Origin of the sequence: Streptomyces recifensis (assembly GCF_002154615.1) — a bacterium.
Lineage (GTDB): Bacteria > Actinomycetota > Actinomycetes > Streptomycetales > Streptomycetaceae > Streptomyces > Streptomyces griseoluteus.
On record NZ_MUNH01000112.1, the window covers coordinates 1 to 12,757 of the forward strand.

Annotated in this window: 14 protein-coding genes; 2 read left to right on the forward strand and 12 right to left on the reverse strand. The window is 70.0% G+C overall.

Annotated elements, in window-relative coordinates; genetic code table 11:
• From CCN33_RS07145 to CCN33_RS07155, 3 genes are all read right to left on the reverse strand, one after another.
• Positions 1-233 (reverse strand): hypothetical protein (locus CCN33_RS07145; protein ID WP_140394482.1); only part of this gene is annotated, 233 nt, incomplete at its 3' end.
• Between the two features lie 257 nt (positions 234-490).
• Positions 491-814 (reverse strand): STAS domain-containing protein, encoded by a 324-nt coding sequence (locus CCN33_RS07150; RefSeq protein WP_031181232.1) that lies wholly within the window; start codon positions 812-814, stop codon positions 491-493.
• Positions 815-993: 179 nt separating this feature from the next.
• Positions 994-1,842 carry a 3-hydroxyacyl-CoA dehydrogenase family protein gene (locus CCN33_RS07155; protein WP_086692373.1) on the reverse strand — a complete coding sequence of 283 codons (849 nt, stop codon included), beginning with the start codon at positions 1,840-1,842 and terminating at the stop codon, positions 994-996.
• Positions 1,843-2,031: 189 nt separating this feature from the next.
• On the opposite strand from CCN33_RS07155, the gene CCN33_RS07160 reads away from it, so the two are divergent.
• Positions 2,032-2,604, forward strand: coding sequence for a cob(I)yrinic acid a,c-diamide adenosyltransferase (locus tag CCN33_RS07160; protein ID WP_086692375.1), 573 nt, complete (start codon positions 2,032-2,034; stop codon positions 2,602-2,604).
• A gap of 67 nt (positions 2,605-2,671) precedes the next feature.
• Here the strand turns inward: CCN33_RS07160 and CCN33_RS07165 are convergent, their stop codons facing one another.
• Genes CCN33_RS07165 through CCN33_RS07180 form a run of 4 tightly spaced genes read right to left on the reverse strand, consistent with a single transcriptional unit; the run spans position 2,672 to position 5,493 of the window.
• Positions 2,672-2,872, reverse strand: coding sequence for a hypothetical protein (locus tag CCN33_RS07165; protein WP_140394483.1), 201 nt, complete (start codon positions 2,870-2,872; stop codon positions 2,672-2,674).
• Entirely contained in the window at positions 2,869-3,294 is a 426-nt protein-coding gene (locus CCN33_RS07170; RefSeq protein WP_086692379.1) for a hypothetical protein, read from the reverse strand. Before CCN33_RS07170 ends, CCN33_RS07165 begins: the two co-directional genes overlap by 4 nt.
• A 55-nt stretch (positions 3,295-3,349) precedes the next feature.
• Entirely contained in the window at positions 3,350-4,798 is a 1,449-nt protein-coding gene (locus CCN33_RS07175) for a sensor histidine kinase (protein ID WP_086692381.1), read from the reverse strand.
• The gene (locus CCN33_RS07180; protein ID WP_086692383.1) at positions 4,795-5,493 is read right to left on the reverse strand and encodes a response regulator transcription factor; all 699 of its coding nucleotides are present in this window, start codon (positions 5,491-5,493) and stop codon (positions 4,795-4,797) included. Before CCN33_RS07180 ends, CCN33_RS07175 begins: the two co-directional genes overlap by 4 nt.
• A 194-nt stretch (positions 5,494-5,687) precedes the next feature.
• On the opposite strand from CCN33_RS07180, the gene CCN33_RS07185 reads away from it, so the two are divergent.
• Positions 5,688-7,514 carry a glycoside hydrolase family 18 chitinase gene (locus tag CCN33_RS07185; RefSeq protein ID WP_086692385.1) on the forward strand — a complete coding sequence of 609 codons (1,827 nt, stop codon included), beginning with the start codon at positions 5,688-5,690 and terminating at the stop codon, positions 7,512-7,514.
• 76 nt (positions 7,515-7,590) lie between these two features.
• Here the strand turns inward: CCN33_RS07185 and CCN33_RS07190 are convergent, their stop codons facing one another.
• From CCN33_RS07190 to atpA, 5 genes are all read right to left on the reverse strand, one after another.
• A complete protein-coding gene (locus tag CCN33_RS07190) occupies positions 7,591-8,037 on the reverse strand; it encodes a DUF2550 domain-containing protein (RefSeq protein WP_086692387.1) in 447 nt (148 codons plus the stop codon).
• A gap of 172 nt (positions 8,038-8,209) precedes the next feature.
• Complete coding sequence (locus tag CCN33_RS07195; RefSeq protein ID WP_030815967.1) at positions 8,210-8,587, reverse strand: F0F1 ATP synthase subunit epsilon; 378 nt, start codon at positions 8,585-8,587, stop codon at positions 8,210-8,212.
• Between the two features lie 111 nt (positions 8,588-8,698).
• The gene (gene atpD, locus CCN33_RS07200) at positions 8,699-10,135 is read right to left on the reverse strand and encodes a F0F1 ATP synthase subunit beta (RefSeq protein WP_086692389.1); all 1,437 of its coding nucleotides are present in this window, start codon (positions 10,133-10,135) and stop codon (positions 8,699-8,701) included.
• Entirely contained in the window at positions 10,136-11,053 is a 918-nt protein-coding gene (locus tag CCN33_RS07205) for a F0F1 ATP synthase subunit gamma (RefSeq protein ID WP_086692391.1), read from the reverse strand.
• Positions 11,054-11,074: 21 nt separating this feature from the next.
• On the reverse strand, positions 11,075-12,667 hold the full coding sequence (gene atpA / locus CCN33_RS07210) for a F0F1 ATP synthase subunit alpha (RefSeq protein WP_086692392.1): 1,593 nt from the start codon (positions 12,665-12,667) through the stop codon (positions 11,075-11,077).
• Between the last annotated feature and the right edge of the window lie 90 nt (positions 12,668-12,757).

The following is a 12,757-nucleotide window of genomic DNA, read 5'->3' on the forward strand; positions in this document are numbered from 1 at the left end:
GCCCCGAGCGGCCCCGTGCCCGCCCGCACCACCCGCCTGGTCTGCGGCGGGCAGGGCTCTATCTCGCTGCCGTCGACCGGGTTGACGGTGAGCAGGAAGTCGCCGCAGACCAGGCGGGTGGTGCGGGCGGGCACGGGGCCGCTCGGGGCGAAGTCGGCGGTGAGGGGGTCCCGCGGCGGACGGCGGCTCAGTGCCTGACCGTGGTCCTCGGTTCCCGGAAGTATCGGGTCCATGGGTTCAAAGCCCCCAAAAGCGTCGTGTGCCGATCTCGGCCCCTCCCGGCCTGCCGCACATCGCGCTGTCGCTTCTGGTCCGGGCCCGCTCGCGGATTACACGAGGCGGCGGGCGACCGAACCCTAAACCGTCGGCAGGGGTCACCGACAGGGCGGGGTGCCGGACGGCCCGAGAGATCCGGGAGATCACCTTCCGGTGAGGAATGTGCGCGACGCGCCGTTCGGGACGAGTTGGAGCCTGCCCCGGTTCCGGGACCTCACACGCGGGGCAGCGACTCCACACCGACTCCGCCCTCGATGGCGAGGATGCGGTGCAGCCGGGTGGCCACGAGCAGCCGCTGCATCTGGGGCGGCACCCGGCGCAGCACCAGACGCCGGCCGCAGCGGCCCGCGCGCCGGTGTGCGCCCATGATGACACCGAGTCCGGTGGCGTCCCAGGAGTCCAGTTCGGACAGGTCCAGCACCAGATCGCCGATCCCGTCGTCGAGCGCCGCGTGGAGGGCCGTACGGGCGTCCGCCGCGCTGCGGACGTCGAGGCGCCCCCCGACGACCAGCTCGGCGTGGTCGCCCCTGATGTACATATGCGCTCCCCGTTGAGTGCGAGTGGCGTTCTCCGTGACGGTGCTGTGCAACGTCTGACTGTGTGGGTGTCGATGCGGTTGCTGGTTGTAAGCGAACCGATACCGAATTCACCCGCGGGGGTGATCCCCCTGAGCGGCTGTACGGACGCGCACGGGATCGGCGGGTGATCCGGACGCGGTCAGTACGTGTAGAAGCCCTGCCCGCTCTTGCGGCCGATGTCACCGGCGTCCACCATCCGGCGCATCAGCTCCGGCGGGGCGAACTTCTCGTCCTGGCTCTCGGTGTAGATGTTGCCGGTGGCGTGCAGCAGGATGTCGACCCCGGTGAGGTCGGCGGTGGCGAGCGGTCCCATGGCGTGCCCGAAGCCCAGCTTGCAGGCGAGGTCGATGTCCTCGGCGGTGGCCACGCCCGACTCGTAGAGCTTGGTGGCCTCGACCACGAGGGCCGAGATGAGACGGGTGGTGACGAACCCGGCGACGTCGCGGTTGACGACGATGCAGGTTTTGCCGACCGACTCGGCGAACTCCCGCGCGGTGGCGAGGGCTTCGTCGCTGGTCTTGTAACCCCGGACCAGCTCGACGAGCTGCATCATCGGCACCGGCGAGAAGAAGTGCACGCCGACCACGCGCTCGGGGTGCTCGGTGACGGCCGCGATCTTGGTGATCGGGATGGCGGAGGTGTTGGAGGCGAGCACGGCGTCCGGGCGCACGATATTGTCGAGCGCGCGGAAGATCTCGTGCTTGACCTCGAGCTTCTCGAAGACCGCCTCGATCACGATGTCCGCGTCCGCGACGTCGTCCAGGTCGGTGGTCGGGGTGATCCGGGCGAGGGCGGCCTCGGCGTCGGCCGCGTCCAGCTTGCCCTTGGCGACGAACTTGTCGTAGGAGGCCCGGATGCCGTCGGTACCGCGCTTGAGCGCCTCGTCGGTGACGTCGCGCAGAACCACGTCCCAGCCGGCCTGTGCGGCGACCTGGGCGATGCCGGACCCCATGAGACCGGCCCCGATGACGGCGAGCTTCCCTGCCACTCCGACTCCCCTTACGCGCTGTTTATGGTTCCTCTCGGCGGACATTAGCGCTCGGGCGACGCCTTGAGGACCGTAAGTAATGCGTGTCACGGTCTCAGGGCGTGAGACACCCGTCACGTTCCGGTTGTGCCGCTCCGGTCCGTCAAATCCGCACCGCTTCGCGCCCTTTGAGGCAACTACGCTGACCGTATGGTCAATCTGACGCGCATCTACACCAGGACCGGCGACCAGGGCACCACCGCCCTCGGCGACATGAGCCGGACCGCCAAGACCGACCTCAGGATCTCCGCGTACGCGGACGCCAACGAGGCGAACGCGGTGATCGGTACCGCCGTCGCGCTCGGCGGGCTGGACCAGGAGGTCGTCACGGTCCTCACCCGGGTGCAGAACGACCTCTTCGACGTGGGCGCCGACCTGTCGACGCCGGTGGTGGAGAACCCGGAGTACCCGCCGCTGAGGGTCGAGCAGTTCTACGTGGACCGGCTGGAGCAGGACTGCGACCGGTTCAACGAACGGCTGGAGAAGCTGCGCTCGTTCATCCTGCCCGGCGGCACCCCCGGCGCGGCCCTGCTGCACCAGGCGTGCACGGTGGTACGGCGGGCCGAGCGCTCCACCTGGGCGGCGCTCGAGGTGCACGGCGAGACGATGAACCCGCTCACCGCGACCTACCTCAACCGCCTCTCCGACCTGCTGTTCATCCTGGCCCGCACGGCCAACAAGGAGACCGGCGACGTGCTGTGGGTGCCGGGGGGCGAGCGCTAGGGCCGGGTACGGGGATGGGGGGCGCCTGCGCGAGGCGCCCCCCGACTCCCGACCGTTCCGGCTGTCCCTACCGGTCGGCGTCGCTGGTGGCGTCGCGGTCCGCCGCCGCGGCCGCCGACTCCGCCGCGTCGACCTTCTGCTTCATGTCCGCGTAGCCCGAAGGGGTGCTGGACGGGGTGGCGGCGCCCTCGTGGCCGCAGGCGGTGGTGAGGGCCGCGAGGGCGGCCAGGGTGACGGCCACCGCCGCGCGCCGCAAGCCGCGCCTCACTTGCCGCTGCCCTTCTTGCCGCCGTCGTTCTTGCCGCCGTCGTTCTTCGCGCACCAGGTCTCGACCCCGGCCAGGTCCTTCTTGCGCTGCTGCAGTTCCTTCTTCAGCGACTCGCGGGTGTCGAGGCGGCCCTGGAGGAAGGTGGCGATCTCGTTGTGGCCGGCTTCCTTCGCGTTGTCGACGCGCTGTTGAAGGCGGGCCACGGAGCCGCGCCGTGCCTTGCCCGCGTCGAGTCGCTTCAGGGCGCGGTCGATGCGCCTGTCGACCTTAGGGGCCCGCTTGCAGAGGGCTCGCGCCCCGTCACCGGCGGGCTCGGCGCCGGGAGAGGCGCCGGCGGCGGACGCGGCACCGGCCGAGCCCGCCAGCAGCGCCGCGGTGGCGAGGCCCGCGAGGAGAGTGCGGGTGGTTCGTCGTGCGTCCATGTGCGTCTCCGTTCACGTCCGGGACGGGCCGTGGTGCCGTCCGTCGCCCCGGAGGCTAGGAGGTCACTTTGGGGAAACCTTGTGACCGGTCCGCCCCGGCCGTCCCGATCAGCCAGTCCCGCCGCCCCGGCGCCCCGGTGCCGTCCAGCGGCAGCCGCACCTCGAAGCGGGCCCCGGTGCCGTCCGGGCCATCGGTGACGCCGACGCTCCCCCGGTGCAGCGCGGCCTGCTGGGCGACCAGGGTGAGCCCGAGCCCGGAGCCGGTGCTGTACGGCCCCCGGTGGAACCGCTCGAAGAGCCGCTGCCGGCACGCGGGAGGGATGCCGGGCCCCTGATCGGCCACGACGACCACCGCCTGCTCCCCCGCGCGCCGCACGGCCACCCGTATCCGGGCGGCGCCCGCCGGATCACGGCCGTGGGCGAGCGCGTTGGCCAGCAGGTTGTCCAGCAGCAGCCGCAGCCCCGGCTCCCAGCCCGGCACGGTGACCCCCGGTTCGGCGTCCAGCGCGACATCGGCGCCCCGGTCCCGCCGCCGTACCTCGGCCACGGCGGTGTCGGCGAGGTCGGCCAGGTCGACGGCGGCGAAGGTCTCGGCCTCCACCAAGTCCCCCCGGCCCAGCTCCCGGAGCATCACCAGCAGGTGCAGCAGCCGGGCGTGTTCGAGACGCAGGTCGGCCAGCGCCTCGTCGCGGTCCGGTGCGGGCAGGCCGGGGATGTCGAGGACGTCCAGGTTGGTGCCCATGCTCATCAGCGGAGTGCGCAGTTCGTGCGCGGCCGCCGAGGAGAAGGAGCGCGCGGTGTCGAGCGCCTCGGCGGTGCGGGCCGCCTGTTCGTCGTAGCGGGCGAGCACGGTGCGCAGGGTGGAGCTGAGTTCATCGACCTCGGTGACGCCGGTCCGCTCCGTGTCCGGCCGTACGCCGCTGGTGCGCGGGTCCAGGCCCGCCGTGCGCCGGGTGAGGCGGCGCAGCGGGGCGCTCGCCCCGGCGGCCAGGGCCCAGGCGAGGGCGCCGGAGGCGGGCGCGGCGATGAGTGCGGTGAACACCACCCGGCGCCGGACCAGCAGGACTTGGGCCCGGTCGGCGGTGTCGGGGGCGAACACCCACAGGGTGCCGCCGCGCACCGGCCGGGCCAGCGCGCGCCAGCTCCGGGCGCCGTCGCGGATGGTCACCGGCACCCCGGCCCGCTCGGGCAGCCGGACCGAGGGGCGGGGCTGCGGGCCGCCGCTGAAGACGCCGTCCGGCCCCTTAACGCGTACGCCGACATCGAGGGCGGCACTGAAGAGCTGCCGCTCCCGCTGATCGGCGACACGGGGGCGGTTGCCCGCCGTGGCGCGCAGCAGGGCGCGGGCGTCCGGGGCGACGGCGGCGGCACGTTGACGCAGGTGCTGGTCGCCGGCCCGGTGCAGGTCGCGGGCGACCAGGTGGGTCAGCAGCCAGCCGGAGGCCAGCACCAGCAGCGGGACGGTGCAGCCGACGGCGAGGCCGACGCGGGCGGAGAGCCTCACCGCGCCTCCCGGAACACGAAGCCGACCCCGCGCACGGTGTGCACCAGCCTCGGGGCGCCGTCGGCCTCGAGTTTGCGGCGCAGATAGCTGACGAAGGTGTCGACGGCGTCGGTGCGGACCTCGAAGTCGTAGCCCCAGACGCGTTCGAGGAGCTGGTCGCGGGTGAGGACGAGCCCGGCGTTGCGCATCAGCACCTCCAGGAGCTGGAACTCCCGCCGGGTCAGGTCGAGTACGCGCCCGTCGCGCAGGACGGTTCGGGCGCTGGGGTCGATCTCGACCCCGGCCTCGCGCAGCACCTCCCGGCCGCCGGCGGGAGGGCGGCGGCGCAGCAGGGCGCGCAGCCGGAGCACGAGCTCCTGGAGGGCGAAGGGCTTGACGAGGTAGTCGTCGCCGCCCGCCTGGAGTCCGGCGATCCGGTCGGCGGTCTCGTCCAGCGCGGACAACATCAGTACGGGCAGTTCACGACCCTCGTCGCGGAGTCGGGCGCACACCTGGATGCCGGTGAGGCCGGGCATCGAGACGTCCAGCACCAGCACGTCCGGCGATTCCCGGCCGACGGCGGCAAGCGCCTCGGCGCCGTCGGCCGCGGTGCGCACGGTGAAGCCGTTCAGCCTCAGGCCGCGCTCCAGGGAGCGGCGGATCGCCGCGTCGTCGTCCACCACCAGGACGGTTCCGGGGCTTGCCGAGTCACTCACGCTTCCTCCTCGCAGGGCTGTCAAACCCCTACGGCAGCAGAGGAGTTGAGGTTAAGTCGAATTGCGGAACAAATGGTCCAGACCTATTGACCGCTGGTCCAGACCTTTCCTATTCTCGCGGCAGCATGGGCGTGAAGGCTCAGTCATGCCCCCCATGCCTCTGGAAGTTCCCCCCGACATCGAGGGAGGCGCACATGCGCTTCAGACACAGAGTCGCGGCGGGTGCCGTGACCCTGCTGCTCCCCCTGGCCGGCCTCGTCGGCCTGGCCGCCCCGGCCGAGGCTGCCACCAACGTCACCGCGAGCTATGTGAAGTCCCAGGACTGGGGCAGCGGTTTCGAAGGCAAGTGGACCGTCAAGAACACCGGCACCACCGCCATCAGCTCCTGGACGATCGAGTGGGACTTCCCCTCGGGCACGTCCGTCACCTCCGCGTGGGACGCCGACGTCACCTCCTCCGGCACCCACTGGACGGCGAAGAACAAGTCGTACAACGGCTCGGTCGCCCCCGGCTCCTCCGTCTCCTTCGCCTTCAACGGCGCGGGCTCCGGCTCGCCCAGCAACTGCAAGCTGAACGGCGACAGTTGTGACGGCACCACGGTGCCCGGCGACGCGGCGCCCTCCGCGCCCGGCCAGCCCACCGCCTCCGCCGTGACCGACACCTCGGTCAAGCTGAGCTGGTCTGCGGCCACCGACGACAAGGGCGTCAAGAACTACGACGTCCTGCGCGACGGCGCCAAGGTCGCCACCGTCACCACCACCTCGTACACGGACACCGGTCTCACCGCCGGCACCGACTACTCCTACAGTGTGCGCGCCCGCGACACCGCCGACCAGACCGGTCCGGCGAGCGCCGCCACGGCCGTGCGCACCACCGGAGGCGGCACCAACCCGCCGCCCGCGACCGGTGACAAGGTCAAGCTCGGCTACTTCACCGAGTGGGGCATCTACGGCCGGAACTACAACGTCAAGAACATCGTGACGTCCGGCTCCGCCTCCAAGATCACGCACATCAACTACGCCTTCGGCAACGTCACCGGCGGCAAGTGCGCGATCGGCGACTCCTACGCCGACTACGACAAGGCGTTCACCGCCGACCAGTCGGTCAGCGGCGCCGCCGACACGTGGGACCAGCCGCTGCGCGGCAACTTCAACCAGCTCCGCCAGCTCAAGGCCAAGTACCCGAACATCAAGGTGCTGTGGTCCTTCGGCGGCTGGACCTGGTCCGGCGGCTTCGGCGAGGCGGCCAAGAACCCGGCCGCGTTCGCCCAGTCCTGCTACGACCTGGTGGAGGACCCCCGCTGGGCCGATGTCTTCGACGGCATCGACATCGACTGGGAGTACCCCAACGCCTGCGGTCTGTCCTGCGACACCAGCGGCTCCGCGGCCTTCAGGAACGTGGTCTCGGCGCTGCGCTCCAAGTTCGGCGCCAACTACCTGGTCACCGCCGCGGTCACCGCGGACGGCTCCAGCGGCGGCAAGATCGAGGCCGCCGACTACGCGGGCGCGTCGCAGTACCTCAACTGGTACAACGTGATGACGTACGACTTCTTCGGCGCCTTCGACGCCAAGGGTCCGACGGCTCCGCACTCCCCGCTCACCTCGTACAGCGGCATCCCGAAGGCGGGCTTCACCACCGCCGACGCGATGGCCAAGTACAAGGCCATCGGCGTCCCGGCGAACAAGCTGCTCATCGGCATCGGCTTCTACGGCCGCGGCTGGACGGGTGTCACCCAGGACGCCCCCGGCGGCACCGCCACCGGAGCCGCTCCGGGCACCTACGAGGCGGGCATCGAGGACTACAAGGTGCTCAAGGGCTCCTGCCCGGTCACCGGCACGATCGCGGGCACCGCGTACGCCCACTGCGGCAGCAACTGGTGGTCGTACGACACCCCGTCGACCATCGCCGGCAAGATGAGCTGGGCCAAGAGCCAGGGCCTGGGCGGGGCGTTCTTCTGGGACTTCACCGGGGACACCAGCAACGGTGAACTCGTGACGGCCCTCAGCAACGGCCTGTCGTAAGGGAATGCGAGAGGTCGCAGACCTCTGAGCGACGTTGACGCTCCCCCGGACTTCGTCCGGGGGAGCGTGAATGTGGCTACGCCACATTCACTCGCTGACCGGGCGGGGCTGCTTCCAGCCACGCGAGAAATCCGGTCAGCGCGTCTTCGCTCATGGCGAGTTCGAGGTGGGTGCCCTCGTGGACACAGGCGAGGATCACCGCGTCGGACAGCAGCGCCAGCTCCTCCTCGCCCTCGGGCAGCCGGCGTCCGGCCACCTCGATCCGCGAGCGCTCCAGCACCCGGCGCGGGCGCAGGGCGTAGGAGAAGACCCGGAACCACTCGATGCGGTCGCCGTTGTAGCGGGCCACGCCGTAGCTCCAGCCCTTGCCGTTCACATCGGACTGCTCCTCCACGTCCCAGCGCAGCGAACAGTCGAAGGTACCGCCGGAACGCTGGATGAGCCTGCGGCGCAGGCCGAACAGGAACAGACCCACCACCACGAGCGCGACCACGATTCCGCACACAGTCAGAGCGAGGACCATCGGCACCGACCTCCTCGTCTCCCAGGTAGTGGAACTGCTTTCGGCTCAGGGTAATGAAACCGCAGAGCCAGGTAATGGAACCGGAAAAACACCCGGATTCACCTCAGCCGCGACCGGCACCGGAATGTTTCCGGGCCGGCCGCGGCTGAATGATGGTCACACGGCGCGATGATCAGCGCGCGGAGGTCGCCGCCCGCAGACGGACGTCGGCGCGACGCTGGGCGTCCTCGTCGTCCTCCGCCTTCGCTCGCTCCAGCTCGCGCTCGACGCGCTGGACGTCGATCTCCTCCGCCAGCTCGGCGATCTCGGCCAGCAGCGACAGCTTGTCGTCCGCGAACGAGATGAAACCGCCGTGCACCGCGGCGACGACGGTCCCGCCGTCACTGGTGCGGATGGTCACCGGGCCCGACTCCAGCACACCGAGCAGCGGCTGGTGACCGGGCATGACGCCGATGTCGCCGGACGTGGTGCGCGCGACGACCAGGGTGGCCTCGCCGGACCAGACCTGGCGGTCGGCGGCGACCAGCTCGACGTGCAGCTCAGCAGCCAAGGTTGGCTCCTCGGATCACCACCCGGCGGTTGTGCCGGGTGTCGGGGTCAATTCTAGGGGGCGTGGCCGAGGGGGCGGGACGTGCCCGCCCCCCGGCCCGGAGCGCGGGTGTCAGGAGACGCCCAGCTCCTTCGCGTTCTTCTTGAGGTCCTCGATGCCACCGCACATGAAGAACGCCTGCTCCGGGAAGTGGTCGTACTCACCGTCGCAGATCGCGTTGAACGCGGCGATGGTCTCGTCCACCGGAACGTCCGAACCGTCCACGCCGGTGAACTGCTTGGCGACGTGGGTGTTCTGGGACAGGAAGCGCTCCACGCGACGGGCACGGTGGACGACGAGCTTGTCCTCCTCGCCCAGCTCGTCGATACCGAGGATCGCGATGATGTCCTGGAGGTCCTTGTACTTCTGCAGGATGTTCTTGACGCGCATGGCGCAGTCGTAGTGCTCCTGCGCGATGTACCGCGGGTCCAGGATGCGGGACGTGGAGTCCAGCGGGTCCACGGCCGGGTAGATGCCCTTCTCCGAGATCGGACGGGAGAGCACCGTCGTCGCGTCGAGGTGGGCGAACGTGGTGGCCGGGGCCGGGTCGGTCAGGTCGTCCGCGGGGACGTAGATCGCCTGCATCGAGGTGATCGAGTGACCGCGCGTCGAGGTGATGCGCTCCTGGAGGAGGCCCATCTCGTCGGCCAGGGTCGGCTGGTAACCCACGGCGGACGGCATGCGGCCGAGCAGCGTGGAGACCTCGGAACCGGCCTGCGTGAAGCGGAAGATGTTGTCGATGAAGAACAGCACGTCCTGCTTCTGGACGTCACGGAAGTACTCGGCCATGGTGAGGCCGGCCAGCGCGACGCGCAGACGGGTGCCCGGCGGCTCGTCCATCTGACCGAAGACGAGCGCGGTCTTGTCGATGACGCCCGACTCGGTCATCTCCGCGATGAGGTCGTTGCCCTCACGCGTGCGCTCACCGACACCGGCGAACACGGAGACACCGTCGTGGTTGTTGGCGACGCGGTAGATCATCTCCTGGATGAGCACCGTCTTGCCGACACCGGCACCGCCGAACAGGCCGATCTTGCCGCCCTTGACGTACGGGGTGAGCAGGTCGATGACCTTGACGCCCGTCTCGAACATCTCGGTCTTCGACTCGAGCTCGTCGAAGTTCGGGGCCTTGCGGTGGATCGGCCAGCGCTCGCCGGTGTGCTTCTCGTCGACGTTCAGCACCTCACCGAGGGTGTTGAACACCTTGCCCTTGGTGAAGTCGCCGACCGGGACGGAGATGGCCGCGCCGCTGTCCGTCACGACGGACTGGCGGACCAGGCCGTCGGTCGGCTGCATGGAGATGGTGCGGACCACGCCGTCACCCAGGTGCTGGGCGACCTCGAGGGTCAGCGTCTTCTTCTCGCCGTCGTGCGCCGGGTCGGCGACCTCGACGGTCAGGGCGTTGTAGATGTCCGGCATCGCGTCGACGGGGAACTCCACGTCGACGACCGGGCCGATGACGCGGGCGACGCGACCCGTGGCCGCCGCGGTCTCAACAGTGGTGGTCATTTATCGGTCACTCCCCGCGGTCGCGTCGGCCAGGGCGCTGGCGCCACCGACGATCTCGCTGATTTCCTGGGTGATTTCGGCCTGGCGGGCCGCGTTGGCAAGACGGGAGAGCGTGTTGATCAGCTCACCCGCGTTGTCGGTGGCCGACTTCATCGCGCGCCGCGTGGCGGCGTGCTTCGAAGCGGCCGACTGGAGCAGCGCGTTGTAGATCCGGCTCTCGACGTACCGCGGCAGCAGGGCGTCCAGGACGTCCTCCGCCGAGGGCTCGAAGTCGTACAGCGGGAGGATCTCACCGTCGCCGGTCTTCTCCTCCGTGACCTCGTCGAGGCGCAGCGGGAGCAGCCGCTCGGCGACCGCCGTCTGCGTCATCATCGAGACGAACTCGGTGAAGACGATGTACAGCTCGTCCGCGCCGCCGTCCGCATCGGCCGTCTCGATGGTCTCGATGAGGGGCGCCGCGACCTTCTTGGCGTCCCCGTACGTGGGCTCGTCGGTGAAGCCCGTCCACGCCTCCGCGACCTTGCGCTCACGGAAGTTGTAGTGCGCGACACCACGGCGGCCGACGATGAACGTCTCCACCTGCTTGCCCTCGCGCTCGAGGCGCTCGGTGAGCTGCTCGCCCGCCTTGATGGCGTTGGAGTTGAAGGCGCCGGCCAGACCGCGGTCGCTCGTGAGGAGCAGGACCGCGGCACGGGTCGGGTTCTCGGCCTCCGTGGTGAGCGGGTGCTTGGTGTTCGAGCCGGTGGCGACCGACTTGACCGCGCGGGTCAGCTCGTCCGCGTACGGCTTGGAGGCCGCCACCTTGCGCTGCGCCTTGACGACACGCGAGGCGGCGATCATCTCCATCGCCTTGGTGATCTTCTTGGTCGCGGTGACGGATCGGATGCGACGCTTGTAGACCCGGAGCTGGGCTCCCATGAGTCAGGTCCCTTCCTTACGTCACTTGGCGGGAGAGGCCGGGGTGTCGTCGCCGAGGAGCTTGCCGTCCGAGGTCTCGAACTGCCTCTTGAACTCCTCGATCGCGTCACCGATGGCCTGCAGGGTGTCGTCCGACAGCTTGCCGCCCTCCCGGATGGAGGTCATCAGGCCCTGGTGCTTGCGGTGCAGGAACTCCAGCAGCTCCTTGTCGAAGCGGCGGACGTCCTCGACCGGCACGTCGTCCATGCGGCCCGTACCACCGGCCCAGATCGAGACGACCTGGTCCTCGGTGGACATCGGCTGGTACTGGTCCTGCTTCAGCAGCTCGGTCATGCGCTGACCGCGCTCGAGCTGGTTCTTGGACGCCTGGTCCAGGTCGGAACCGAAGGCGGCGAACGCCTCCAGCTCACGGAACTGGGCGAGGTCCACGCGCAGTCGGCCGGAGACCTGCTTCATCGCCTTGTGCTGGGCGGAACCACCGACTCGGGAGACGGAGATACCGACGTTCAGCGCGGGACGCTGACCGGCGTTGAAGAGGTCCGACTCCAGGAAGCACTGGCCGTCGGTGATGGAGATGACGTTGGTCGGGATGAAGGCCGAGACGTCGTTGGCCTTCGTCTCGACGATCGGCAGACCGGTCATCGAGCCGGCGCCCAGGTCGTCGGAGAGCTTCGCGCAGCGCTCCAGCAGACGGGAGTGCAGGTAGAAGACGTCACCGGGGTACGCCTCGCGGCCCGGCGGGCGGCGCAGCAGCAGGGACACGGCGCGGTAGGCGTCGGCCTGCTTCGACAGGTCGTCGAAGACGATCAGGACGTGCTTGCCCTGGTACATCCAGTGCTGACCGATGGCGGAACCGGTGTAGGGCGCCAGGTACTTGAAGCCGGCCGGGTCGGACGCCGGGGCGGCGACGATGGTCGTGTACTCCAGCGCGCCGTTCTCCTCCAGCGCGCGGCGCACGCCGGCGATGGTGGAGCCCTTCTGGCCGATGGCGACGTAGATGCAGCGGACCTGCTTGTTCGGGTCGCCGGTGCGCCAGTTGTCGCGCTGGTTGATGATCGTGTCGACGGCCAGGGCGGTCTTGCCGGTCTGGCGGTCACCGATGATGAGCTGGCGCTGGCCGCGGCCGATCGGGGTCATGGCGTCGACCGCCATGTAGCCCGTCTCCATCGGCTCGTGCACCGACTGGCGCTGCATGACCGTGGGGGCCTGCAGTTCGAGGGCGCGGCGGCCGTCGGTCTCGACCTCGCCGAGGCCGTCGATCGGCTGGCCCAGCGGGTCGACGACACGGCCGAGGTAGCCGTCGCCGACGGCGACCGAGAGGACCTCTCCGGTGCGGTGCACCGGCTGGCCCTCCTCGATGCCGCTGTACTCGCCGAGAACGATGGCACCGATCTCGCGCTCCTCGAGGTTGAGGGCGAGGCCGAGGGTGCCGTCCTCGAACTTCAGCAGCTCGTTGGCCATGGCCGAGGGAAGACCCTCGACCTTCGCGACGCCGTCGCCGGCGACGGTGACCGTACCGACCTCCTCGCGCGAGGCCGCGTCCGGCTTGTACGACTGGACGAAGTTCTCCAGTGCGTCCCGGATCTCCTCCGGCCGGATCGTGAGCTCCGCCATCTGGGTTCCCTGCTCTCCTTGTTGGGCCCGAAGTTTCACTTTGGGGGGATGTCTGTCTCCGGACTCCCCCCTGAACGAGGTGAATCCTCT